General features: G+C 64.1%; 21 protein-coding genes. 13 read left to right on the top strand and 8 right to left on the bottom strand.

Annotated features, from left to right (window positions below):
• From QN397_RS16220 to QN397_RS16205, 4 genes are all read left to right on the top strand, one after another.
• Positions 1-216: hypothetical protein (locus QN397_RS16220; protein ID WP_323501422.1), on the top strand; the 216-nt coding region annotated here is incomplete at its 5' end.
• A gap of 365 nt (positions 217-581) precedes the next feature.
• Entirely contained in the window at positions 582-2,483 is a 1,902-nt protein-coding gene (locus tag QN397_RS16215; RefSeq protein ID WP_323501421.1) for an ATP-binding cassette domain-containing protein, read from the top strand.
• Between the two features lie 115 nt (positions 2,484-2,598).
• Entirely contained in the window at positions 2,599-4,386 is a 1,788-nt protein-coding gene (locus QN397_RS16210; RefSeq protein ID WP_416352215.1) for a phospholipase D family protein, read from the top strand.
• Between the two features lie 107 nt (positions 4,387-4,493).
• On the top strand, positions 4,494-5,807 hold the full coding sequence (locus tag QN397_RS16205) for an OmpA family protein (protein WP_323498406.1): 1,314 nt from the start codon (positions 4,494-4,496) through the stop codon (positions 5,805-5,807).
• A 29-nt stretch (positions 5,808-5,836) separates the two neighbouring features.
• Here QN397_RS16205 and QN397_RS16200 read toward each other — a convergent pair whose 3' ends face one another.
• On the bottom strand, positions 5,837-7,261 hold the full coding sequence (locus tag QN397_RS16200) for a PLP-dependent aminotransferase family protein (protein WP_323498405.1): 1,425 nt from the start codon (positions 7,259-7,261) through the stop codon (positions 5,837-5,839).
• A 119-nt stretch (positions 7,262-7,380) separates the two neighbouring features.
• Between QN397_RS16200 and QN397_RS16195 the strand changes: the two genes are divergently transcribed.
• The 8 genes from QN397_RS16195 to QN397_RS16160 all read left to right on the top strand — a co-directional run bounded on the left by QN397_RS16195 (position 7,381) and on the right by QN397_RS16160 (position 14,168).
• Entirely contained in the window at positions 7,381-7,980 is a 600-nt protein-coding gene (locus tag QN397_RS16195) for a LysE family translocator (RefSeq protein WP_323498404.1), read from the top strand.
• Positions 7,977-8,927, top strand: coding sequence for a DMT family transporter (locus tag QN397_RS16190; RefSeq protein ID WP_323498403.1), 951 nt, complete (start codon positions 7,977-7,979; stop codon positions 8,925-8,927). Before QN397_RS16195 ends, QN397_RS16190 begins: the two co-directional genes overlap by 4 nt.
• A gap of 52 nt (positions 8,928-8,979) precedes the next feature.
• On the top strand, positions 8,980-10,188 hold the full coding sequence (locus tag QN397_RS16185) for a PLP-dependent aminotransferase family protein (protein WP_323498402.1): 1,209 nt from the start codon (positions 8,980-8,982) through the stop codon (positions 10,186-10,188).
• Positions 10,189-10,219: 31 nt separating this feature from the next.
• The gene (locus QN397_RS16180) at positions 10,220-10,861 is read left to right on the top strand and encodes a glutathione S-transferase (protein ID WP_323498401.1); all 642 of its coding nucleotides are present in this window, start codon (positions 10,220-10,222) and stop codon (positions 10,859-10,861) included.
• Between the two features lie 7 nt (positions 10,862-10,868).
• A complete protein-coding gene (locus QN397_RS16175; protein WP_323498399.1) occupies positions 10,869-11,810 on the top strand; it encodes a PhzF family phenazine biosynthesis protein in 942 nt (313 codons plus the stop codon).
• A gap of 2 nt (positions 11,811-11,812) precedes the next feature.
• The gene (locus QN397_RS16170; RefSeq protein WP_323498398.1) at positions 11,813-12,505 is read left to right on the top strand and encodes a VOC family protein; all 693 of its coding nucleotides are present in this window, start codon (positions 11,813-11,815) and stop codon (positions 12,503-12,505) included.
• A 2-nt stretch (positions 12,506-12,507) separates the two neighbouring features.
• Positions 12,508-13,140, top strand: a complete 633-nt coding sequence (locus QN397_RS16165) for a LysE family translocator (protein WP_323498396.1) — start codon at positions 12,508-12,510, stop codon at positions 13,138-13,140.
• A gap of 65 nt (positions 13,141-13,205) precedes the next feature.
• Positions 13,206-14,168: a threonine dehydratase gene (locus QN397_RS16160; RefSeq protein WP_323498413.1), complete on the top strand. Its 963-nt coding sequence runs from the start codon at positions 13,206-13,208 to the stop codon at positions 14,166-14,168.
• Between the two features lie 4 nt (positions 14,169-14,172).
• Here QN397_RS16160 and QN397_RS16155 read toward each other — a convergent pair whose 3' ends face one another.
• Positions 14,173-18,291, bottom strand: coding sequence for an autotransporter outer membrane beta-barrel domain-containing protein (locus QN397_RS16155; RefSeq protein ID WP_416352334.1), 4,119 nt, complete (start codon positions 18,289-18,291; stop codon positions 14,173-14,175).
• A 241-nt stretch (positions 18,292-18,532) separates the two neighbouring features.
• Between QN397_RS16155 and QN397_RS16150 the strand changes: the two genes are divergently transcribed.
• On the top strand, positions 18,533-19,207 hold the full coding sequence (locus QN397_RS16150) for a histidine phosphatase family protein (RefSeq protein WP_323498395.1): 675 nt from the start codon (positions 18,533-18,535) through the stop codon (positions 19,205-19,207).
• Positions 19,208-19,241: 34 nt separating this feature from the next.
• Here QN397_RS16150 and QN397_RS16145 read toward each other — a convergent pair whose 3' ends face one another.
• The 6 genes from QN397_RS16145 to QN397_RS16120 all read right to left on the bottom strand — a co-directional run bounded on the left by QN397_RS16145 (position 19,242) and on the right by QN397_RS16120 (position 22,939).
• Positions 19,242-20,108: a methyltransferase gene (locus tag QN397_RS16145; RefSeq protein WP_323498394.1), complete on the bottom strand. Its 867-nt coding sequence runs from the start codon at positions 20,106-20,108 to the stop codon at positions 19,242-19,244.
• A gap of 34 nt (positions 20,109-20,142) precedes the next feature.
• On the bottom strand, positions 20,143-20,526 hold the full coding sequence (locus QN397_RS16140) for a hypothetical protein (RefSeq protein ID WP_323498393.1): 384 nt from the start codon (positions 20,524-20,526) through the stop codon (positions 20,143-20,145).
• A gap of 4 nt (positions 20,527-20,530) precedes the next feature.
• Entirely contained in the window at positions 20,531-20,749 is a 219-nt protein-coding gene (locus QN397_RS16135) for a DUF4124 domain-containing protein (RefSeq protein ID WP_323498392.1), read from the bottom strand.
• A gap of 58 nt (positions 20,750-20,807) precedes the next feature.
• On the bottom strand, positions 20,808-21,977 hold the full coding sequence (locus QN397_RS16130; RefSeq protein ID WP_323498391.1) for an ABC transporter substrate-binding protein: 1,170 nt from the start codon (positions 21,975-21,977) through the stop codon (positions 20,808-20,810).
• Between the two features lie 178 nt (positions 21,978-22,155).
• On the bottom strand, positions 22,156-22,668 hold the full coding sequence (locus QN397_RS16125; protein WP_323498390.1) for a hypothetical protein: 513 nt from the start codon (positions 22,666-22,668) through the stop codon (positions 22,156-22,158).
• A 22-nt stretch (positions 22,669-22,690) separates the two neighbouring features.
• Positions 22,691-22,939, bottom strand: a complete 249-nt coding sequence (locus QN397_RS16120) for a GlsB/YeaQ/YmgE family stress response membrane protein (RefSeq protein ID WP_323498389.1) — start codon at positions 22,937-22,939, stop codon at positions 22,691-22,693.
• Positions 22,940-22,969 lie beyond the last annotated feature (30 nt).

The following is a 22,969-nucleotide window of genomic DNA, read 5'->3' as shown; positions in this document are numbered from 1 at the left end:
AAGAACTTGGCAATTAGCCTTCAAACGCCCACGCTTATCGGCTGTAAATTTTTAACGAACTGTTTACTCAACATCTTCTGCCGAGTAACTCGCTTTGCTGTGATCAGCCCAGCCTTAGATTCTAACATGTATTTTAAAAGCTTGTCAACTTTCTTTTTCGCTTATTTTGATTTGCAGTTGAATTCCGGAAAGGGCTTCAAAAACATTTCGCATTAAGCGAAGCCTTCGATTATGACCTGTTTACTTGAAACCTGTCAACCTCTGGGGCCTTTACCTTCTTCGACTTGTAAGAAAGTTCAATCAGAACTTTTATTTCCGTCGCGTTCAGTGCAGCCTTCGATTATGACGTGGTTTTTGCAGCTCCGTCAACTTCTGCGGCTTTTCTTTAAGTGGCCCGCGTTTCATGTCACCTATCTGTCCGCCAAGACGCCAAACAGATTACGTCAGGCCATCGAGTATAAAAAATCTCGATGCTCGCGCAAGGAGGGCAGCAAACAGAGGGCGAACTACAGCGTCGTTTCGAACTATGCACCGCGTGCCGCAAGTGAAGAGACAGTCTCGCCTCCGATAATCCGTGCCACATGGCACTCATCACTCTCCTCGACGCACAACTCGCGTACGGTCACGTTCCGCTGCTCGATCATGCGGACTTCTCTCTCCTCGAATCCGAGCGAATCGGCCTGATCGGCCGCAATGGCACGGGCAAGTCTTCGCTCCTCAAGATCTTGGCCGGCCTTGAAAAGCAAGACGACGGAACGCTGCAGCTCCAGCAGAACCTTCGGATCTCGTACGTGGCGCAGGAACCGTTACTGGACATGGATGCGGATGTCTTCACAGCCGCGAGTGCCGGCCTCGCCGAAGTTATCGCAGTTCGAGACCTCTACCTATCAGGTGCGGACGGGCTGGATCTCGATGCGCTCCAGTCGAAGATCGAAGCTTTCGACGCCTGGAACTGGGAGCAGCGCGTAGAAGAAACGTTGCACCGGCTGCACCTGGACCGCAACGCCCGCGTCGGATCCCTTTCGGGCGGTACGCGCAAGCGGGTCGCCCTGGCACAAGCGCTCGTGGCATCACCCGACGTCTTGCTGCTAGACGAACCCACCAATCACCTTGACCTCGATTCAATCGAATGGCTCGAGCAGCTATTGATCGACTTCAAAGGCAGCGTCGTGACTATCACGCACGACCGCAGCTTTCTGAATCGTGTTGCCACTCGCATCATCGAGCTGGACCGGGGCAAGCTTGGCTCTTATCCGGGCAATTTCGAGCAGTACCTCATACAGAAGGAGGAGCAACTCGCTCAGGAGGCGGTGATCAGCGCCAAGGCCGACAAGCTGCTCGCTCAGGAAGAGATCTGGATTCGCAAAGGCGTAGAAGCACGCCGTACCCGAAGCCAAAGCCGAATCAGCCGACTCGAGGCGCTTCGCGACAACCGCACCGCGCGCCGCGATGTGCAGGGCAGCGTCAACATGGATGTTGCATCGGGGCAGTCGAGCGGAAAGATCGTGGCCGAGCTCACAGAAGCGTCAAAGTCGTTCGGTCCTAAGACTGTCATCCGCAACTTCACCGGCACGATCCTGCGTGGCGACAAAGTGGGATTGATGGGCCCAAACGGCGCCGGCAAAACCACTCTGCTCAAGCTGATCCTGGGCGAACTCGAGCCCGACAGCGGAAAGATTCGCCGTGGCACCAATTTGCAGGTCGCGTACTTCGACCAAATGCGCGACAAGCTCGATCTCGACGCCACGCTCGAGGATTTCATCAGCCCCGGCAGCGAGTGGATCGAAATCGGCAACCAGCGCAAGCACGTCAAAAGCTACCTGGCCGACTTCCTGTTCTCGCCGGCCCGCAGAAATTCACCCGTTCGGTCGCTCAGCGGCGGTGAACGAAATCGCCTGCTCCTGGCACGCCTGTTCGCGCGGCCAGCCAACGTGCTCGTACTCGATGAGCCAACCAACGACCTGGACATCGACACGCTCGAACTGCTTGAAAGTCTGCTGCAGGACTACGACGGCACGGTCTTCCTTGTGAGCCACGACCGGACCTTCCTCGACAACGTCGTCACCAGCACGATCGCTTTCGAAGGCGACGGCCATTGGCGCGAGTACGAGGGCAGCGTCCGAGACTGGATGATTCAGTCGAAGCGCGCACGAGAGATCGCCGAACAGCGCGCCGCAGCAGCACCGGCTGCCGCGCCTGCAGCAGCGGCCGCTGCGCCCAAAGCCGAAGCCGCGCCAGCGCGCGTCGTCACGCGCAAGAAGCTGAGCTACAAAGAACAGCGGGAGCTGGAAGCGCTACCGACACAGATCACAGCGCTCGAGGACGAACAAAAGCGGATTGCAGAAATGCTGGCAGTCGACGGCGGCGCGATCTATTCGAGCGAAGCCTCGCGCGCAGCCGAACTGGGCGAGCGCCATTTGCAGATCGACGAAGAGTTGCTGGTCGCGCTCGAGCGCCAGGAAGAGCTCGGCGCTACGCGTTAGCAATCGCGGGCGACAAGCTGCAGCGGTTCGCCTGGGTTGTCCGACGCGTCAGCGTCGGCGACTGCGTTATACACCCGCACCTAACAACACGCGCCTAACACCACGCCATCTCAGCATGTCCTTGTCCAGTGCCCCGCAGCATCCGATCAAAACCATGCAGCGCTGGTGTGCCGCAGTGGCCGCGGCGCTGCTCATTTCGGCCTGCGCACAGTTGCCCAAAAATGTCGAACGGCCGGTGTCGACTGCATTGGTATCGGCAGGGGATACCGCGCTTGCCATACTCGTCCAGCGGCGGCATGACGCCGCCTCGGCCCGGTTCGACTCCGGCTTCGTTTTACTCGACGGCCCACAGGCGGCCTACGGCAGTCGACTCGCGCTGGTCGAATCTGCGCAAAAGACGCTCGACCTCCAGTACTACGCCATCCACGCCGATGCCAGCACCGGCCGGCTGCTCTCTGGTGTACGTGATGCGGCGGCACGTGGCGTGCGCGTACGCATCCTGATCGACGACTTTCACAGCACCGGACGCGATGCGCTCGTGCTGCGGTTGGCCTTCGAGAAAAACATCGAGATGCGAATGTTCAACCCTTTGGCCGGCGACCGCAGCTCAGCTCTTTCTCGCATGGCCAACTCGCTGGGCGAAGCGTCGCGTGTACAGCAGCGCATGCATAACAAGCTCTTCATCGCCGACAACGCCATGGGTGTGGCCGGAGGTCGCAATTTAGGCGACGCGTACTTCGGCAACTCCACCGTCGGCAACTTCGTCGACCTCGACGTGCTCGCAGCCGGTCCCATCGTGCGCGACTTGTCCAGGAGCTTCGACACCTACTGGAACAACGAACGTTCCTATCCTGTCGAGTCTTTGGTGTCGCAAGCGGAGCTCGCCCAAATTCGGGAGCGCTCCCGCGATGCCGATGCCGCCAGCCAAAAACGAAGTTCCGACGAGGCAAATGCCACCGCCGCGGCGCGCGAGGGAGCCAGCGCAACAGCATCAACCTCGCCTGCAACACGCACCGACGACGGTCCGACGCCCGAACAACGCTCGCACGCATGGGACGAAAAGCCGATCGACCTCGCCACCGCCGCTTTCGTCTGGGCGCCTGCCGTCGTACTGGCAGACCAGCCTGGCAAGATTCCGCCGGACAAAAGTAGCCCCAACGCCGGCGACGGGCGGGCGCCGGCCCTGGTCATCAGTCAGCAGAACGGCACGCAAAATCTCCCGGCCAACCGGGCCCTCGATGCGGCTGCAGACCTTGCCGCCGGAAGCGACACCGTCGTCGAAGGTTTGCTCCAGTTGATCGGCCAATCGCGCCGCGATCTGCTGATCATCTCGCCGTATTTCGTGCCGGGCGATGATATGAAGCAGGCGTTTGCCGCGGCCCGGGCGCGCGGCGTGCGCGTCCGCGTGCTCACCAATTCACTCGCGTCCAACGATGCGCCTGTCGCCCACGTCGGCTACGCGCGGCATCGCGAAGAGATGCTGACGATGGGCGTCGAGCTGTATGAGTTGCGAAGCGGCCAGGCCGACTTCGGCAGCGCCTTAGGCGCATCCGGCGCGAGCGTGACGGGCGAATCCAAAGCCATGCTCCATTCCAAAGTGCTGGTGCTGGACGGTCGCCTGCTGGTGGTCGGCTCCATGAATCTCGACCTTCGCTCACAACTGCAAAACACCGAGGTCGCGCTGCTCATCCGCAGCAACGAGCTTTCACGTATCGCGACCGGGCAGATCGAGGCTGCACTGAACGAAGGTGCCTGGCACGTCGAACTTGCAGACGGCAAGCTCATCTGGCGAGCCCCGAAAGGCAGCGGGTTGCAAGACACGACGACTGAGCCCGATACCAGCGCCAGCCTGCGTTTACTGCTCAAGCTCTTCGGCCCGCTGGCGCCCGACAAGCTGCTCTGAGCAGCCGGTGGGCGGCAAGCGGACGGCGAGGTTGGTGGTCGATTGGCTGAGTCGACTCGGCCAAACGGCCTGTTGTCCGTCCATGAGCGAGACCGGATGATCGCTCGATGAAATCTTCCGCATTGGTCTTTGCGATGATGGCCGGACCGCTTGCCCTGCTTGCCAGCGTGACCCTGACCGCATGCGGCACGCAGCAACCTGCCGCTGCCGCTTCGCCACCCGCTGCTGCAGCGGCGGCGACAGCGGCGACAGCATCTGCGCAAACCAGCGCCAGCCCGCCATCGCCGGCCGCGGTCACTGCGGCACCACCCCCGCCACCCATCATGGCGTTCGACGACGCCGTAAGCTTTGCCGCCACCAACCTCTTCGGCAAGGCGGTGTTGCCCGACGGCACCCGCAGGTTGCCGCTGGTGATCGACCCGCTGATCGACGGCAACACCGGTGCCCAGTCTGTGTCGACCCAAGCGATGGAGCAACGCATCGGCTCGATGCTGCGCGCGAACTTTCCGCGTTACGACCTGCAGCCTTTCACGACCACGGCATTGACGCGGTCACCGCTGCTTTTCATCGGCACGGTGACCGCGGTCGACAAGGCCGGCGGCAATGCGCCGGGTCCGCGCGAGTGGTACCGCGTGTGCCTTGCGCTGGTCGACTTGCAGAGCGGCAAGATCGTCTCCAAGGGCCTCGGTCGCGCCCGGCCAGACAGCGTCGACTCGACGCCCATCGCCTTTTATCAGGACAGTCCAGCATGGGTGCCTGACGGCGCCACCGATGGCTATGTGAAGACCTGCCAAGGCACCAAGGTCGGCGATCCGATCAACCCGGCGTATTGGGACAAGATCGTCGCCGCCGCGATGATCAACGACGCGATGAACAGCTACAACGCGGGCCGCTACGACGACGCGCTCGACCTGTATCGCGGCATTGCGCGCTCGGCCGGCGGCGACCAGCTGCGTGTTTACAACGGCGTCTATCTGTCCAGTCTCAAGCTCGGCCGCAAGGACGATGCAGCGCAGGCCTTCGGCAAGATCGTCGACTACGGCATCGCGCAAAAACGAATCGCGGTAAAGTTTTTGTTCAGGCCCGGCTCGACGCTGTTCGTGAATGATCAACAGATCAACACGCAGTACCAGGTCTGGCTGAAGCAGATCGGTGCGCGCACCGGGGTAGCCAACGCGTGCATGGAAGTGTCGGGCCACACCAGCCGCACCGGGCCAGAACCGTTGAACGACCGATTGTCATTGGTGCGGGCGCAATACATCACTCAACGCCTCGATAACGGCCTGCCCGGAACGGCCAGGCGAACCGTCGCCGTTGGCAAGGGCTCGCGTGAGCCGATCTCCGGACTCGGCACTGACGATGCGCGTGATGTGCTCGACCGGCGCGTGGAGTTCAAGGTGATCGACTGCCCGACGACCTGAGCGCTGAACGCCGCAGCCAGCCCATCACATCACATCACATCGCGAACCCGGGCAAAAGTCTTCCAGAAAGTCGCGTCCTGCGCGGTCGCAAAGTTGATGCGCATCAGCGTCGATGGCGGCCGCCTTGCATGGAACAACGAACCCGGCGCCAGCAGATAGCCTTCGTCGAGCATGCGCTGCGTGAGCGCATCGGTGTCTACGCCGGTATCCACCCAACCGAACAACCCCGCGGGCTCCGATACGAAGCTGCAGTCGTGCGCCAGCGCGAGCTTGACGCTGCGGGCACGCGCGCCGTCGAGCCGAATGCGGATGCGGTCGGCGTGCCGGCGCAACTGCCCCTGGTCGATGCACCACGCCAGCGCCCGCTCGAACAACGCGGGCGTCGTGAGAGTCGTGAGCAGTTTGGTTTCGAGCAAGCGGCTGAACACATCGGGAGGCGCCGCCAGAAAACCGATGCGCCAGTTGGGCGCCAGAATCTTCGCGAAGCCGCTCACGTAGATCGTGCGCTGCAGGCCGTCGAGCGCGCTCAGGCGCGTCGCATGCTCAGGCGCGAGATGGCTGTAAGTGTCGTCTTCGACGATATGAAAGTCGTGCTGATTGGCAAGCTTCAGCACACGGTGCGCGCTGCCCGGCGTCAGGCTGTAGCCGGTCGGGTTGTGCAGCACGCTTACGCTGACAAAAAGCTTCGGCTGATGCGCTTGGCAGTACCGCGCCATCACTTCGAGATCGGGCCCATCGGCACGGCGCGGCACAGGCAGGATGCGCATGCCGAGCGATTCCAACCGTGCAAATTCAATTGCCCAACCCGGCTCTTCGACCATCACAGGATCGCCTGCACGCAGCAGCGTGCGGCTCACGATGTCGAGCGCGTGCGTGGCGCCGATGGTCGTGATGATCTGGTCGGGCGACGCCGGCACGTTGATGCTGGCGAGCTTTTGCGAAAGGCTGCGCCGAAGCGCCGAGTCGCCGGCCGGCTCGCCGTACTGCAAAGACAACTCTTGCAACGCGCTCGTACTGGTCAACCGCCGCACCGAAGCCGGCATGAAGGTCGACTCCATCCAGTCCGGCGGAAAAACGCCCATGCCCGGTTGCGGCTTGTCGCTCTGCCGATGGAACATGCCGCGAATCAACGAGCTTGCGTCGGCCGGCACACCGGAAATAGGCAACGGCTTCAGCACAGCGCTTGCCTCCCCGCCCGCACGGGCGTCCTGCGATTGCGTCGGCGCTGAATCGCGCACGTAAAAGCCGCGCTGCTTGCGGGCCTCCACCAAGCCTTGCGCCAGCAACTGGTCATACGCCGCCACCACGGTGTGCGGGCTCACGCCTTGCTGCCGCGCGCATTCGCGCACCGAGGGCAAACGCGCGCCTGGCGCCAGCAGCCGGTTTCGGATGCGCTCGGCAAAGCGTCCGGCGAGCTGTTCGGTGAGCGATTGGGTAGAAGTACGTGTCAGCATGCGTGTCCGTCTGTGTCCCGTTTTTCACCTCTGTACCGAAGGGCCGGCCAATACAGACGAGACTCTTGTCCGACGATCTGTGTCGGTACTGTAATGGTCAAGAGTTTAGAGTCTGTTCCATGGACTGGCAAGAATTCACCGCGCTGTTGGTGTTGGCTACGGCGATGAGTTTTTCGCCGGGGCCGAACACGACGCTGTCGACCGCGCTCGCGGCCAACGGCGGTCTGAAGCGCGCGATGCGTTTCATCGTCGCCGTGCCCGTGGGTTGGACTTTGTTGCTGATGCTCTGCGCTGCAGGCATCGGTTCACTGGTGGTTGCGGTGCCCGCGCTGCGCCTGGTCATCAAGGCACTCGGCATTGCCTATTTGTTGTGGCTCGCCTGGAAGCTGAGCCGCAGTGCAACGCTCGGCAGCGCCGACGAGGCGCAGCTGTCGGTCGGCTTCGTCCAGGGCGTGATGCTGCAGTTCATCAACATCAAGGCCTGGCTGCTGGCACTCACGCTGGTGGCGGGCTGGATCGCCGGGCAGCCCGATGCGCTGGGCCGCTTCGCCATCGTCGCGCCGGTCATGCTGTTCTATGCCTTTGCCAGCAACCTGGCCTACGCGGTGGTCGGCGCCGTGCTGCGCAGCTGGCTTACCAAGGGGAAGCGCCTGTTGTGGTTCAACCGCGGCATGGCCGCCGTGCTGGTGCTCACGGCTTGGTGGATGGTGGGCGTATGAAGGGCTTGCAGCTCAAGGACGAAACGCTGGGTATGTGGCTCGGCGTATTAGGCGTCGCCATCTTCGCCGTCACGCTGCCGATGACGCGGCTGGCGACGGGTACGCAGGCAGCGCCGCAGCTGTCGCCGTGGTTCGTCACCGTCGGCCGCGCGGCGCTGGCCGGCGCGCTCTCCGTCGTTTTCTTGCTGGCGACGCGATCGCCGCGGCCGCAACGTCATCAATGGAAGCCGCTCGGCATCGCCGTGCTGGGCAACGCGGTCGGCTATCCCTTGTTGCTCGGGTATGCGTTGCGCGTCGTCACCGCGAGCCACGCGGCTGTCATCACGGCGCTGCTGCCGCTTGTCACTGCCGCCGTTGCAGCTTGGGTGTTGCATCAGCGCGCGCGGCTCGGCTTCTGGGTGTGCGCCGTGGTCGGCAGCCTGCTCGTGGTTGCGTTTTCGATGCTGCGCGCCAGCCGGCACGGCGGCGGGTTCGGGTTCGAATGGGCCGACCTGTTGCTGGTCGGCGCGGTGATCGCGGCGTCATTCGGCTATATCTACGGCGCGCAGGTCACGCCGTCGCTCGGTGCCGAGCGCGTGATCTGCTGGGTCTGCGTGATGGCGCTGCCCTTCACCTTGCCGGCGACGCTCGTCTTGTGGCCGGCACAGGCCATCGCGGTGTCGGCGTGGATCGGCTTCGTCTACGTCGGCGTGTTCTCGATGTGGATGGGCTTCTTCGCCTGGTATCGCGGCCTGGCGCTCGGCGGTGCACTGCGCGTGAGCCAGGCCCAACTGTTGCAACCGTTTCTGTCGATCCTCGCGTCGATCCCGCTGCTGGGCGAACCGCTCGACGTCGTCACACTGGGCTTCGCGGTCGCGGTGGTCGCGACCGTGGTCATCGGCAAGAAGCTGTCGCAGCCGCGCGCGATGCCGACGGTTGCCACCCCCGCGATCGACACGCTCCGTTGAAAATCGACGGCTACCAAAAATCACCCGCTCATCAGGCAATCAAGGAAAAAGCATGGACTGGAAACTGGCCGCACGGGCCGAAAAGATGAATCCCTCGGTGTTGCGGGAAATTCTGAAGGTCGCCGAACAGCCCGGCATCATCAGCCTGGCGGGCGGCCTGCCCTCACCCAAGACATTTCCCATCCAGGAGTTCGCCGACGCTTGCGCCGAAGTGCTGCACACCGATGGTCAGGCAGCCTTGCAGTACGCGGCGAGCGAAGGCTATGGGCCGCTGCGGCAAGCCGTGGCCGACATGCTGCCGTGGAACGTCGATCCTTCGCTGGTGCTCATCACCACCGGTTCGCAGCAAGGACTCGACCTGGTCGCCAAGGTGCTGATCGATCCGGGCAGCAAGGTGCTTGTCGAAACCCCGACCTACCTCGGCGCGCTGCAAGCTTTCGGCCCGATGGAGCCGGTGCCGGTGAGCGTGGCGAGCGACAACGACGGCGTGCTTGTCGACGACCTGCTGGCCAAGGCCAAAGACGCGCGCTTTGTCTATCTGCTGCCCAATTTTCAGAACCCTACCGGCCGCACCTGGACCGAGGCGCGGCGCGCCGCCGTGTCGGCCGCCGCAGCCAAGGCAGGCCTGCCCATCGTCGAAGACAACCCCTACGGCGACCTGTGGTTCGACGCGCCGCCGCCGCTCTCGCTCACCTCGCGCAACCCGGAAGGCTGCATCTACCTCGGCTCGTTCTCCAAGGTATTGGCACCGGGACTCCGCCTAGGCTTCCTGGTCGCGCCCAAAGCGATTTACCCCAAGCTTTTGCAGGCCAAGCAGGCGGTCGATCTGCACACGCCGATCTTCACGCAGCGCATGGTGTCGTCGGTCATGAAAGACAACTTTCTGGACCGCCACGTGCCGACGATCCGCGCCCTGTACAAGCGCCAGCGCGACGCGATGATCGCTGCCCTGCGCCGCGAGATGAAGGGACTCGACGTCGAGTTCAACACGCCGGTCGGCGGCATGTTCCTGTGGGCGCGCATGCCTGAGGGCATCGACACCGTGGCGCTGCTGCCGAAGGCGGTCGCGCGCGGCGTGGCTTTCGTGCCGGGTGCGCCGTTCTTCGCTGGAGAAGGCGATCCGCGCACGCTTCGACTGTCGTTCGTGACGGCCAGCGTCGAAGAAATCGACATCGCCATCGCTGCGCTCGCAGCGACGCTGCGCGAACAGCTGGCGCACAACGCCGCGGCCAAGGTCGAGCGCGAGCTGGCCTCGACCTGAACGACTGAAACAGAAACCTAAGAACCGAACCATGCTCAACATCTGGGGCCGCATCAGTTCACTCAACGTGCGCAAGGTCGTCTGGTGCGCGCAGGAGCTCGGGCTCGACTTCCAGCGCACCGAAGCCGGCGGCCGCTTCGGCGTGGTGCAAACACGCGAGTACCTGGCGCTCAATCCGAACGCGATGGTGCCGGTGATCGACGACGGCGAGGGCACCGAGCGCGTGGTGTTGTGGGAGTCGAACGTCATCGTGCGCTACCTGTGCGCGAAGCACTCGCTCGGCAAGCTCTATCCCGACTTGCTGGGCGAACGCTTCGATGCCGAGCGCTGGATGGACTGGCAGCAGACCGCCCTCAACGCGGTCAGCGGTGGCGCGTTCGTGCAGTGGATTCGCAAGGCGCCGGACGAACGCGACGCCGCCGTGATCGCCCGCTCGGTGAATGCGACCGAGCCGCTGCTCGCGATGCTCGACACGCATCTGGCGGACCGGGCCTACATGGCGGGCGACCGCTTCACCATGGCCGACATCCCGATCGGTTGCGAGACGCATCGCTGGTTCGGCTTGCCCGTCACCGAGTACACGCGACCGGCCTGGCCGAACCTCGAGCGCTGGTTCGCCGACGTGTCGGCACGCGTGGGCGCGCGCGGCGTGCTCGACCTCGCACTGGAATAGACGACAAATGAAAACCCGTGCGTTCAAACAAGTCGACGTGTTCACCGCCGTGCGGTACCGCGGCAACCCGCTGGCCGTGGTGCTCGATGGCACCGACCTCGACGACGCCGAGCTGCAACGCTTCGCGCACTGGACCAATCTGTCGGAAACGACCTTCGTGCTACCGCCGACCGACGATGCCGCCGACTACCGCGTGCGCATCTTCACGCCCGGCGGCGAGATGCCCTTTGCGGGCCATCCCACGCTGGGCAGTTGCCATGCCTGGCTGGAGGCCGGCGGTCGACCGAGATCCGAAGGCCGCGTGGTGCAGCAATGCGCCGCCGGGCTGGTCACGGTGCGGCGCGAAGCCGGCGCCAACGGCGATCGGCTTGCCTTCGCGGCGCCCAAGCTCAAGCGCAGTGCGCCGAGCCCCACCTTGCTGGCCAAGGTGGCGAGTGCGCTCGGACTGAAGGCGCATCAGATTCTGTCGGCCCAACTGCTCGACAACGGGCCGGTGTGGCTCGGGCTGCTGCTGAACGATGCGGACACGGTGCTCGCGCTGACGCCGGACCATCGCGCGCTCAAGGAACTGGGACAGGCGGTCGGCGTCGCCGGCGTTCCTGCGCCGGCTTCGAACGGCGCGCTTATCGGTCGATCGAACCGCGAGGCGCGCGCCTTCGGCAGTGCGGACAAAGCCAGCGTGAAGCCCATCGCCCCGATCGCGGCCGACCTGGAAGTCCGCGCGTTCGCTGCCAACATGGGCATCGAGGAAGACCCGGTCACCGGCAGCTTGAACGCCGGTCTCGCCGAATGGCTGATTGCCGACGACCACCTGCCGGCCCGCTACCTCGTCGCACAAGGCCAGACGCTGGGCCGCGACGGCCGCGTGACCGTCGAGCGCGACGCCGACGGCACGATCTGGATCGGTGGCGATTCGGTCACCTGCATCGACGGCACGGTCACGTTGTAGCGATGCCAGCCCGCCTCGACCACCTCGTCATCGCTGCGGCCTCGCTGGACGAAGGCGTGGCCTGGTGCGAGGCCACGCTCGGCGTCACGCCCTCGACAGGCGGACCGCATCCGATGATGGGCACGCACAACCGCTTGCTCGCCATTTCGAGCGATGCGTTTCCGCAGAGCTACTTAGAGATCATCGCGATCAATCGCAAAACGACGCCGACGCGCGCAGCCGGATTGCGCCGCTGGTTCGACTTCGACGATGCGGTGCTGCAGGCGGGCCTCGCACGCCACGGTCCGCACCTGATCCATTTCGTCGCCCGCGTGGCCGATGCGCGCGCCTCGCTGGAGGCGCTGTCGCGCCACCACGCACACATCGATCGCGGCCCCTTGATCGAAGCCGCACGCGACACGGCCGCCGGCCGCCTCGAATGGCAAATCACCGTGCGCGACGACGGCCAGCGCCTTTTCTACGGCGCGCTGCCGACGTTGATCCAGTGGGGCGCCGTGCACCCGGTCGAGAGCCTGCCAACTTCGGGCATCTCGCTGCGTTCGATGCATCTGACACACCCGCGCGCCGACGACCTTGCAACCGCGCTGACAGCCATCGGCCTCGTCGACATGAACGTGCTTGCCGGCGCACCGAACCTCGTCGCTGTGCTCGACACACCGCGCGGCCCCGTCACGCTCGAATCCAAAGGACTCTGACCATGCTTTCCGTCGCCGAACTCACCTGGTTCGCCATCGCCTCGCTGCTGCTGGCGCTGACCCCGGGGCCGAACATGATCTATTGCGTCTCGCGCACGCTGGTGCAGGGGCGGCGCGCGGGGTTCGTCTCGCTGGCGGGCGTGTTGCTGGCGTTTCTGGTGCATCTGGTCGCCGCGGCGCTCGGGCTGACGGCGCTGTTGCTCGCCGTGCCGCTGGCCTTCGATGCGATACGCCTGATCGGCGCGGCTTACCTGCTTTGGCTCGCATGGCAGGCGGTGAAGCCCGGCGGCACAGCGCCATTCGAGCCGCGCGCACTGCCGGCAGACCGGCCGGGCAAGCTCTTTCGCATGGGCTTCCTGACCAACCTGCTGAACCCGAAGGTGGCGATGTTCTACCTTTCGTTCTTTCCGCAATTCATTCACCCGGAGCATGGCTCGGTGCTGCTGCAGAGCGCGATGCTGGGTGCGGTGCAGATCGCAGGCAGCGCGGTCGTCAATGCGACGCTGGTGTTCGGTGCGGCGGGCATCACGGCACTGCTGTCGCAGAGCACCGGCTGGCTGCGTACGCAGCGCTACGTGATGGGCACCGTGCTCGCGGCCATCGCAGTGCGCATCGCGCTGACGGAGCGCAAATGACCGCCGTGCTTTTGTCGGAGAACACGCCCGCATCCGCATCCGCATCCGCACCCGCACCCGCACCCATGCTGTTCGACCGCGAAGAAATCGAAGCCGCACAACGCACGGTGTACGCCGCCATGCCGCCGACACCGCAATACGCGTGGCCGCTGTTGTCCACACGGCTCGGCGCCACGGTGTGGGTCAAGCACGAGAACCACACGCCGGTCGGCGCCTTCAAGATCCGTGGCGGCCTCACTTACTTCGAGATGCTGGCGCGGCAACAACCCACCGTGCGCCATGTGATCAGTGCGACCCGCGGCAACCACGGCCAGTCGGTCGGCTTCGCTGCACGGCGCCACGGGCTTGCCGCCACCATCGTCGTGCCGCACGGCAACTCGGTCGAAAAGAACGCTGCCATGCGCGCGCTCGGCGTCACGCTGATCGAACACGGCAACGATTTTCAGGAGGCCAGCGAGCACGCCGGCATGCTGGCCACGCGCGACGGCCTGCACCGCGTGCCGTCGTTTCATCGCGATCTGGTGCGCGGCGTCGCTACGGCGTATGTCGAATTCTTCGATGCCTTGCGCGATACGCCACCCGACGTGCTGTTCGTCCCGATCGGGCTCGGTTCCGGCTTTGCAGCCGCCGCCGTGGCGCGCGCGCATTGCGGCGTGTCGACGCAAATCATCGGCGTGGTGTCGTCGCACGCCACGGCCTACCGCGATTCCTTCAAGGCAGGACGGATGATGGAGGCGCCTGTCAGCACGCGACTGGCTGACGGCATGGCCTGCCGAACGCCCGTGCCCGAGGCACTTCAGGTCATCCAACGCGAAGCCGACGATGTGATTGCGGTGAGTGACGACGAAGTCGCCGAAGCCATGCGTGCGCTATTTATTGATACGCACAACGTGGCCGAGGGTGCCGGTGCTGCGGCGCTGGCAGCGGCCCTGCAACAGCAGGACCGCTGGCGCGGCAGGACGGTGGGCATTGCGCTCACCGGCGGCAATGTCGACACCGGCATGTTCGCCGGTGTCCTTGCAAGCTAGCCAGTTAGAACGCGAACTTCACACCCAGCGATCCCTGCACCGAAGTCTTCACCCGCGCATCGCTGCCACCGGAGTGAAACAGCTTGCCCACTTCGCCGTACAGGCTCACCGACTTGGTGACCGACAGCGTGGCGCCGACAGCCAATTCGGTCGACGTGTAGCCGATGCGGCTGGAGATCGTGGTCGCACCTGCCAGTCCGACGAAAGTCGCCGTGTCGGTACCACCGAATCCGTGCCACAGGTTCACCCGTGCGTACGGTTGGAAGCGACCCATTGACGTCATCATGTCGCCCGCAAAGCGCACGCCGATGCGGCCGAGGATCTGGCTGTCCGGGTTTTGCTGCACGTTGGTGAAGCCGGTGATGCCGGTGTTGTCCAGGTTCAGGCGGTGATACACCAACTGGGCCTGGGGTTCGATCGCCCAGCCATTGCCAATCGCAAAGCGCTGGCCGACTTCAGCCGAGGCCAAAAGGCTGTCGCCCTTGGTCTTGGCGCTCGGCTTGAACAGCGCATCGGCGGTCACGTCCTGGCGGCCGTACTGCAACACGAAGTCGGCGTACATGCCTTGCGGGATCTGGTACGTCGCGTAGCCCGCCAGGTACTGGCTGTCGGCGCGGAAGCTGCCGGCATAGCCGCTCAGGCCACCCAGGCCGAAGTTGCCGTTGACGTTGGCATCGGTGCGCAGGGCGCCGATGTAGACGCCGGCGTTCCAGCGGTCGTTGGCGAAGAGATCGACACCGGTCTGGAAGCCGGTCGTGCTGGCGCGGGTGTCGGTGCCCACGGTACCGCTCTGCGCGATGGTAGTGGTGCCGCCGAAGACGCGGCCCCAGGCACGGCGGTTGCCGCTGCCCCAGCCCGAATCACCGGCCATGCCACTGGCCGGTGCGGTCGCAACGTTGGCTTCGTCGCCCATGCGGCGATGCAGGTTGCCGAGCATCGCGAGGTCGTCCTGGCGCAGCACATTGCCCATTGCCGAATACACCGGCACTTCGGCGCGGTAGCTCGGGACGCTCAGCGTCGGGAAGGTCGGCGTGACGGGCGTGCCTGGGGTAACGGGCGCGACCTGCGTGGTGTCCTGCGAACGCAAAAAGAAACTGCTGCCATTGCCGGCCGCATCGGCTGCGTACAAACGGTACTGGAAAGCGCCGGCATCGACGTGGCCGCCGGCGAGTGCGAAGGCGGTCTTGGTGCTGGTGGCGCCGCCTTGTGCGGTCACGACTTCGATGCCGTTGCCGGTGGTCAGTGCGCCCAGGCCGCCGAAGTTGGTGATGGCGACGTTGGTCGAGCCCGAGGCGCTGGCGCCCGCGCCGTTCAACACCAGGCGGTCGGAGGTGCCGTTGGCGCCGAGCAGGGTGCCCAGCGCCAGCGTACCGCCGTTGCCCACGTACGCGCCGTTCACCGTCAGCGTGGTGCCGGGGGTGGTGCCGACGATCGAGACGATGCCGGAGTTGGTGAGCGAGGCGACGGTCTGGCTGTTGCCGTTGAGCGCCAGGGTGGCGCCAGAGGCGACTGTGTGGGCCGAGGCGGCGCTGAGGCCATTGGCTGCGGTCGCCGAGAGCGTGCCCTGGGCCACGGTGGTGGTGCCGGTGTACGTGTTGGCACCTGAGACGGCGAAGACGCCGGTGCCTGTCTTTATCAGCGAGCCGCTGCCAAAGATCGCGCCAGTGAAGGCCGTGCTGGTATTCGCGCCGCCGGTGGTCAGTGCGGCAGAGCCGAGCGTCACGGCGCCTGCGCCGGCCAGCGAGCCGATGGTCTGCGCCTGGTTGGCGAGTGCGAGCGTAGCGCCGTTGGCCACGGTCACGGCCGTATTGGATGGCAGCACGTTGGCCGCACTGGCCTGAAGAGTTCCGGCATTCACGTTGGTGGCACCGGCATAGCTGTTAGCACCGCCAAGCGTGAAGGTGCCCGTGCCCGTCTTCACCAGCGAGCCGGTGCCCGAGACCACACCGTCGAAGGCCGTGCTCGCGTTGTTGCCACCGGTCGTGAGCGTTGCACTGCCGAGCGTGACAGCGCTGCCGGCGACGCCGGCCAGGGAACCGATGGTCTGCGCCTGGCCATTCAGGTCGAAGGTGGCAGCATTTGCAACGGTGAGCGCCGTGCCGACCGGCAGCACATTGGCGGCACCGGCGCGCAAGACGCCCGCGTTGACCGTGGTCGCGCCGCCGTACGTGTTGACGCCCGACAGGACGAGGGTGCCGACAGTGTTCTTGATGAGGCTGTCTGCGCCCTGAATCGAGCCAGCGAAGTTGCCGGCATTGACCGTAAGCGCCTTCGACGCGTCCGTACCCGTCAGTACCGTTCCAGCACCTTGCAGGTTGGCAACGCTCGTGTTGAAACTGTTGAGATCGAGCGTGGCGCCCTTGGCGACTGTCGTCGATGCATTGATCGAGGTCAGGGCGTTGAGGCCGGTGGCGTCGCCGGCGCGCAGCGTGCCGCCGGCCACGTTCAGGCTCGCCACGTTGGTCGTCGTGACAGACGCGGGCGTGAACAGCACCACGCCGTTGTCGGTCGCGTTGCCGAAGGTCGCGACCGATGCCTTGTTGGTGATGCCAGCCGTGAAAGTAAACGTCTTGCCTGTCGCTGCGGCCACGGTGGCCGATCCGTTGAAAGTGATGCTCTGCAAGGCACTGCCGAACGCCACGTCGTTTGTCGCCAGCAATTCACCACCGGTCATGACGACCGCGCCAGTGCCCAAGGCTTGCGCGTTATTGAACGCCAGGGTTCCCGCAGTGATGCCGGTACCGCCCGAATAGGTGTTTGTGCCGGTCACCGCCAGCGTTCCGGCGCCGACTTTGACGACTGAACCGCCGGCCGCAGTAGCGGCGTTGTTGTAGCCGTTGCCATTGAGGTCCTTGAACTGCTTGCCCAAGTCAGAAATGACGCCGCTGATGGTGTCGCTGTCACCCAAAATGCTGGCCCCGCCGACCGTCAACGCTTTTCCGCCCAAGACCACGTTGCCGGCGCCTGACAGCCTGCCAATCGCAACGCCGGTGGTGGAGTCGCTGATATAGACCGTTCCGGCGACGGCGTTGTTCACCTTGGCACCGCTCAGATCTACCGTGCCCAGGAGATACAGCCGACCGTCGGTGTTGTTGATCGTTGCAGTGCCGCCCGTGCTGTTGCCCTCGAAATAGATTCGACCGCCGCCGCTATTGTTAAGGGTCGATGTTGCCGCCGTCGTACCGGTTAGAAAGTCGATCAAAGCGCCCGCAGCACTGATGCCGATGGTGGCATTGCCAGCCGACGCGCCGGCAGCGAACGTCACGCCGGAGTTCGTTCCCAGCGTATCGGTACTTCTCAGCGTGTTGATGTGCAAGTTGCCGGCGGTAACGCCCGTGCCCGTGAAATCGAGTTCGCCGTTGTTGTAGATGTTGACCACGTTGCCGCCCGTTCCGAGGGCGCCGTCACTCGTGATTGCGACGTTGATGCGGCCCGAAGCAGGGACATTTGGCACATCGTTGCGGCCGACTTGGGTAGTTCCGGTGAACCCCGCGCTGCTGCCTGCCAGCGTCAGTCGCGTCGTTTCGCTCGGGCTGGTCCCGAGGTTGACCAGCGCCAGTGCACCGCTGCCGGCGAAGCCACCGCTCAGGACATTTGCGAAGGCGTCGTTGACGTCAATCGAGCCACCGCTAGCCGATACGGTTATGGCCCGCGCGCTCGTGACGTTTCCGGCCCCGAACTGGAGTGTTCCACCGTTGAGTTGCAGGCCGTTAGCCGCGTTTCCCAATGCCAGATCGTTTGAAATGGCCAGAATGCCCGCATTGATCGTTGTCGCGCCGGTGTAGTTGCTTGTCGTGCTGCTCAGAGCCAAGCGACCCACGCCCGTTTTGATAATCCCGCCTGCACCATTGATGTCGGCTGTTTGGCTTGCATCGATGCCAAGGTTGGTATTTAGAGAAATCGTAGCCGGGGCCGGGGCCGTGTTGATAACGGTGCCATACGGGCCATTGCCATAGTCATGCGACTGTGCCGAGGCGCCCGTAGCAGCGAAGAAACCTACAAACGTTGCGGCAGCGATCGCAACCACCGACCCAGAGCGCTTTCCGCGCGAACGTGTGACTTCAGAAACGGCAACCCATGCGCCGAGAGCATGGTTCCAGACGCTGCGATACGAGGTATTCAAAACAAGCTCCGATGACGGTGAAAATGTCCGCTACGCCCAGTAACAACTAGACGTGCAGAACAGTGCAATCGAGTATCTTAGTGTTACACAAGTTTGGCGTTTGGCTGTTGCTGGTAAGCACCAAGTACTACCTTCCAAAGCGAAGTGCCAATTTGTTCCACCTCGTCAGATGCTATAAAAACGATAGCAAAAGTCGCAAGCGGGACAAGCTTTTCCAGCCCTGCTATTGCCAAATAGACTCATGGGAACCCTCTACTTCGTGCGCCACGGACAAGCAAGCTTCGGGGCGTTGGACTACGACAACTTGAGCGATTTGGGAATCCGTCAGGCCGTGCGGCTTGGCGAGTACTGGCGCGAACGGGGCGTGAAGTTCGACGCGGTGATCACCGGAACGCTCAAGCGCCATGTCCAGACATGGAACGGCATCGCCAAGGGTTTGGGCATCGAGCGCGACGACGTGCTGCCGTGGCCGGGGCTGAACGAGTACGACAGCGAGGCCATCATTGCGACGATCCATCCGGAGAAGCTTGAAAAAGCCGATTCACCGGAGATGTACCGCCATCATTTCCGGCTACTTCGCACTGGCCTCGCCGCGTGGATGCAGGGCAAGACCGAGCCGGTCGGCATGCCCAACTACATCGACTTTCTGGCGGGCGTCACGACCGCGCTAGACCATGTGCGAGACAGGCACCATGGCGCCAAGGTGCTGGTGGTGTCGAGCGGCGGGCCGATCAGCACGGCGGTCGGCCATGTATTGGGGACCAGCGCGGAGACGACGATCGAGCTCAACATGCGCATTCGGAACACCTCGGTCACAGAGTTCGTGTTCACGCCGAAGCGCCACATGCTGGTCACCTACAACACGCTGCCGCACCTCGACGGGCCGGACTACGAGAGCTGGGTTACGTACGCCTGAAACGTACGCCTGAAACGTGCGCCTGAAGCCGCCTTCAGCGCAGCGGCTTCACGAAGTTCAAGGTCATGCGGTCGGACTCGCCGATGCCTTCGAACCTTTTCCGGTCGACATCACCACCGCGCAACGTCGGCGGCAGCGACCAGACGCCGTTCGGATGGTCTTTGGTGTCGCGCGCGTTGGCGTTGATCTCGCTGCGCGCTGCCAGTTCGAAGCCCGCTGCGCGGGCGCGGGCAATGACGAAATCTTCCGGCACGTAGCCGCTGGCGATGACGCGGGCGAGCGAGGTGCCGGCCGGCGCGCGATGCTCTTCGACGCCGAGCACGCCGCCGGGCTTGAGCACCGCATAGAACGCGCGCAGCATATCGTCGAAATCACCGGCCTCGATCCAGTTGTGGATGTTGCGAAAGGTGAGCACCAAGTCGGCACCTCCCTTGGGCGCGATGCCGACGAAGCCGCGTCCGGCAGCGGGCATCGTGCCGAGAACAGTACGGCCATAGACGTCCGGGCTGGCTTCCAGCTTCTTCTCAAAGCGCTGGCGCGAAGCCCGGGCGTCCGGGCTTTCATCCGGTTCATAGGCGGCGTAGAACTTGCCGCCGTCGCGCAGGTACGGCGCAAGGATCTCGGTGTACCAGCCGCCGCCCGGAGCGATCTCGATCACTGTCCGGCCGGGCGTGAGGCCAAAGAAGCGCAAGGTTTCGACAGGATGGCGCGCCGCATCGCGTGCGCGATTGGCAGCACTGCGTTGCGGACCGTCGATCGCCGCGGCGAGCCGCGAGCCCATGACGTCTTCAATCTGTGCTGCAGCCGCGGCAGCATGACCATGACCTTGCGCTGCAAACGTCGCGGACGGCGTGGTGGCGATCAACAAGGCAGCGAATATCGTGGAAGAAAGCAGGTGCATGCGGACCAGTGTGCCAGCCGAGGCACCTCGTGCGTCAAGCCTGCCAGACACCGAAGCCGAGTCTGCGCAGCGAGATGCCGAGTTCGACCTCCATGTCACGCGCTGCGTCGTATGGCATCGGGTTGTAGCGATCGTAGAGTTTCGGCAGCAGCCGCACACCGAAGTCGCGCACGAACACGTTGGCCTGGATACCAGCCTTGTGCTTGTCGAAGCGCACGTCGGGATCGAGCCCCGTCATGCCGACGTAGACGAAGGGCTTGCCCAGCATCCAGCCAGAGTTGGCCTTGCGAAAACGCGTGCTGTTCCAGACCTGGTCGTCGAGCTCCACGACATACACGTGGTAGTGGTGACTGCGGGGAATGCGCGGGACTTTTGGCGCCTTGGGGACTTTTGGAACACTGGGAACGCGAGGCGGCATGCGGTCATCGTATTTGACGAACCTGCACAGGTCGGGCGTTCGGTGGTGGAACCATCGGCAGCGGCGCACGATAACCCTCCGGCTTCCACTGCTGGCTGGCGGTCGACCCCGCACTGAACACCTTGACGGCGCGGTCGCCGTCGCACATCGCGTCCGAATACGAGACCTTGCCATTCGCGTCGGTGCAGCGCTGCACCTGCGCTTCGACGGTTCCGACACTCACGGCAGCGAGCAGCGCCGCGCACGACATGAGCGAATGCCTCCGCGACGCGTGCACGGCATCAGCGCAGTACGCGCCCCTCGGCCGTGATGTAGACCAGGTCGACCGCGCGTGCCGCATCGTGCAGTGGCGGACGCAGGTTCACGCGAAAGCCGCCGACGTCGTAGTCGGTCATGCCGGTCATGGCTTTTTGCAGCGCCACGCGTGTGGGGGACGGCCCGGCGCGGCGTGCAGCCTCGGCCAACGCCTTGGCGGCGATGAAACCTTCAAGTCCTTCGTACGACGCGATCTGATCCGAGTCGCCGACCGCCGCCAGATATTCCTTGACGATGGCGACCGTGGCCGAACTGCGCGGCGACGGCACCACCTGCGAAATGATGACGCCACGGATTTCCTTGCCGAGCGCGGTGTAGAGCGGATCGATGCCAACGACAGAGAACGTCATGAACGCGCTCCCGTAGCCGGTCTTGCGCATCTCGCGCACGAACGCTGCGGTGGTCGATGAGAGCGACGCCTGGATGATGGTCTGCGGTTCAGCCTTGGCGATGACGGCTACCGCGGCGGCCACTTGCGTGCTGCCCGGCTTGACGAACACGGTTGCAACCGGAGGCGCCAGCTTCAATTCGACCGCGGCGTCTTGCACCGCCTGCAGTGCGGCGCGCCCCATCGCGTCGTCGTCGGCGACGACCGCGATGCGCTTTTGCCCGAGGATGTCGCAGTGCCGGAGCATCGCAAAAGCCTCGTCGGCCATGCTCGGCCGTACATGGAAAACGTTGGCGTGCGCCTTGTCGCGCAACAAGTCGGGAGCCGCAAAAGGGGCGAAAAACGCTGCGCCCTGCTGCTGTGCCACTTGTGCGCCGGCCATGCTGCTGGCGGTACCGACATAGCCGAACAACACATCGGCGCCGTTGCCCAGCAACTTGGTGGAATTGGCCTTGGCTCGCTCTGCGTCGTAGCCATCGTCGAGCTGGCGCAGTTCGAGCGTCGGGCCGGTGGTGCCATGCTCGTTCCACGCGTCGACGTAGAGCTTGGCGCCCGCCGCAAATGCCATGCCGATTTCGTTGGCCGCGCCGGTCATGGGGATGGACTGGCCGACGATGATCTTCCAACCCGGGACGCGGCGCGCAGCCTGGGCAAACGACGTCGTCCCGATCAGGGTGGCGGCGCCCGTCGCACCCAACAAACCGATGGCAGCAGCCGTCCGGCCAAATCCTCTTCGAGTGGCTTGCATGATCGTGTCCCTGGAGCGCATGAAAACGGTTGCAAATTGATTGCCATGAAACAATCAATTACAAAGGTCATCATACGCAAACCACTGGGTTTGTACGACTGCAGCGCATGGCCGTCGGGCGCGCCTGTGACTTTATGCGCACTCTGGCAACCCGGCGCCATGCGCGCCTGACTTCAGGCTATCCGCGCGCTGTCGCGTTCTCTTTCATCTTTGCGAGCGTGACCATCAACGCAGCGCTGCCGAGCATCTTGATGAGCCCCGAATGCTGCGCATAGAACTGGCTCACCTGATCGACGATGCCGGGGTGCGACTGCTCGGCATGCGCCGCGATGTCGGTCACCTGCGCCGGCGACAACTGCGATGCCTGGTCCGGCGTGACCTGCGTCTGGCCGGGCGACAGGATGCGGCCCAGCGCACCGCCTGCGATGGCGGATGCGGCAGCAGGCCCGAGCGTGGCAAGAATCTGGTTCAGCACGCCCGCCTGCTGCGCAGAAGACGATTGGCCGAACAGCTTGCCGACCATGTCACCGAACGGCGGTGTCTGGTCGGAGCGCATCGCGCCCGCCAGGCCGGCTCCCAATTCGTCGGTCGACGCGTGCTGAGCCGCTTGATCGAAATGCTGTTCGGCATTTGCTTCGTTCGCAGCGCCGTTACCAGCCAGCGCGCTCTGAAGAATGTCCATCAATCCCATGATTTTCTCCTTGTCTGTGGGTTCAGCTCTTGCGCGCAACGAGCCCGTAGAGCACCAGCAACACGATCGCGCCGACCACCGAGGCGATGAAGCCCGCGCCTGCACCCGCCGTGTACCAACCCATGGCCTGCCCGATGTAGGTCGCGATAAGCGATCCTGCAATTCCGAGGACCGTGGTCAGGATGAAGCCCAGCGACTGGTTGCCCGGCAGCACGGCACGTGCCACCAGACCGGCGATGAAGCCGATCAGAATTGTCCAGATGATTCCCATGCTTTTCCCTTTTGTCGGTTGTTGAAACCG

This window comes from Variovorax sp. RTB1 (assembly GCF_035018765.1).
GTDB lineage: Bacteria > Pseudomonadota > Gammaproteobacteria > Burkholderiales > Burkholderiaceae_C > Variovorax.
Note: the sequence above shows the minus strand (reverse complement) of the source record. Positions and strands in the feature narration are given on the sequence as shown.

What these genes read in the sequence shown, in the direction of transcription:
- QN397_RS16175 (WP_323498399.1), top strand. Translation starts at nt 10,869, where the DNA reads ATGAAAACCCGTGCGTTCAAACAAGTCGACGTGTTCACCGCCGTGCGG.
- QN397_RS16210 (WP_416352215.1), top strand. Translation starts at nt 2,599, where the DNA reads ATGTCCTTGTCCAGTGCCCCGCAGCATCCGATCAAAACCATGCAGCGC.
- QN397_RS16170 (WP_323498398.1), top strand. Translation starts at nt 11,813, where the DNA reads ATGCCAGCCCGCCTCGACCACCTCGTCATCGCTGCGGCCTCGCTGGAC.
- QN397_RS16150 (WP_323498395.1), top strand. Translation starts at nt 18,533, where the DNA reads ATGGGAACCCTCTACTTCGTGCGCCACGGACAAGCAAGCTTCGGGGCG.
- QN397_RS16120 (WP_323498389.1), bottom strand. Translation starts at nt 22,939, where the DNA reads ATGGGAATCATCTGGACAATTCTGATCGGCTTCATCGCCGGTCTGGTG.
- QN397_RS16205 (WP_323498406.1), top strand. Translation starts at nt 4,494, where the DNA reads ATGAAATCTTCCGCATTGGTCTTTGCGATGATGGCCGGACCGCTTGCC.
- QN397_RS16195 (WP_323498404.1), top strand. Translation starts at nt 7,381, where the DNA reads ATGGACTGGCAAGAATTCACCGCGCTGTTGGTGTTGGCTACGGCGATG.
- QN397_RS16125 (WP_323498390.1), bottom strand. Translation starts at nt 22,668, where the DNA reads ATGGGATTGATGGACATTCTTCAGAGCGCGCTGGCTGGTAACGGCGCT.
- QN397_RS16180 (WP_323498401.1), top strand. Translation starts at nt 10,220, where the DNA reads ATGCTCAACATCTGGGGCCGCATCAGTTCACTCAACGTGCGCAAGGTC.
- QN397_RS16145 (WP_323498394.1), bottom strand. Translation starts at nt 20,108, where the DNA reads ATGCACCTGCTTTCTTCCACGATATTCGCTGCCTTGTTGATCGCCACC.
- QN397_RS16140 (WP_323498393.1), bottom strand. Translation starts at nt 20,526, where the DNA reads ATGCCGCCTCGCGTTCCCAGTGTTCCAAAAGTCCCCAAGGCGCCAAAA.
- QN397_RS16160 (WP_323498413.1), top strand. Translation starts at nt 13,206, where the DNA reads ATGCTGTTCGACCGCGAAGAAATCGAAGCCGCACAACGCACGGTGTAC.
- QN397_RS16215 (WP_323501421.1), top strand. Translation starts at nt 582, where the DNA reads ATGGCACTCATCACTCTCCTCGACGCACAACTCGCGTACGGTCACGTT.
- QN397_RS16130 (WP_323498391.1), bottom strand. Translation starts at nt 21,977, where the DNA reads ATGCAAGCCACTCGAAGAGGATTTGGCCGGACGGCTGCTGCCATCGGT.
- QN397_RS16165 (WP_323498396.1), top strand. Translation starts at nt 12,508, where the DNA reads ATGCTTTCCGTCGCCGAACTCACCTGGTTCGCCATCGCCTCGCTGCTG.
- QN397_RS16200 (WP_323498405.1), bottom strand. Translation starts at nt 7,261, where the DNA reads ATGCTGACACGTACTTCTACCCAATCGCTCACCGAACAGCTCGCCGGA.
- QN397_RS16185 (WP_323498402.1), top strand. Translation starts at nt 8,980, where the DNA reads ATGGACTGGAAACTGGCCGCACGGGCCGAAAAGATGAATCCCTCGGTG.
- QN397_RS16190 (WP_323498403.1), top strand. Translation starts at nt 7,977, where the DNA reads ATGAAGGGCTTGCAGCTCAAGGACGAAACGCTGGGTATGTGGCTCGGC.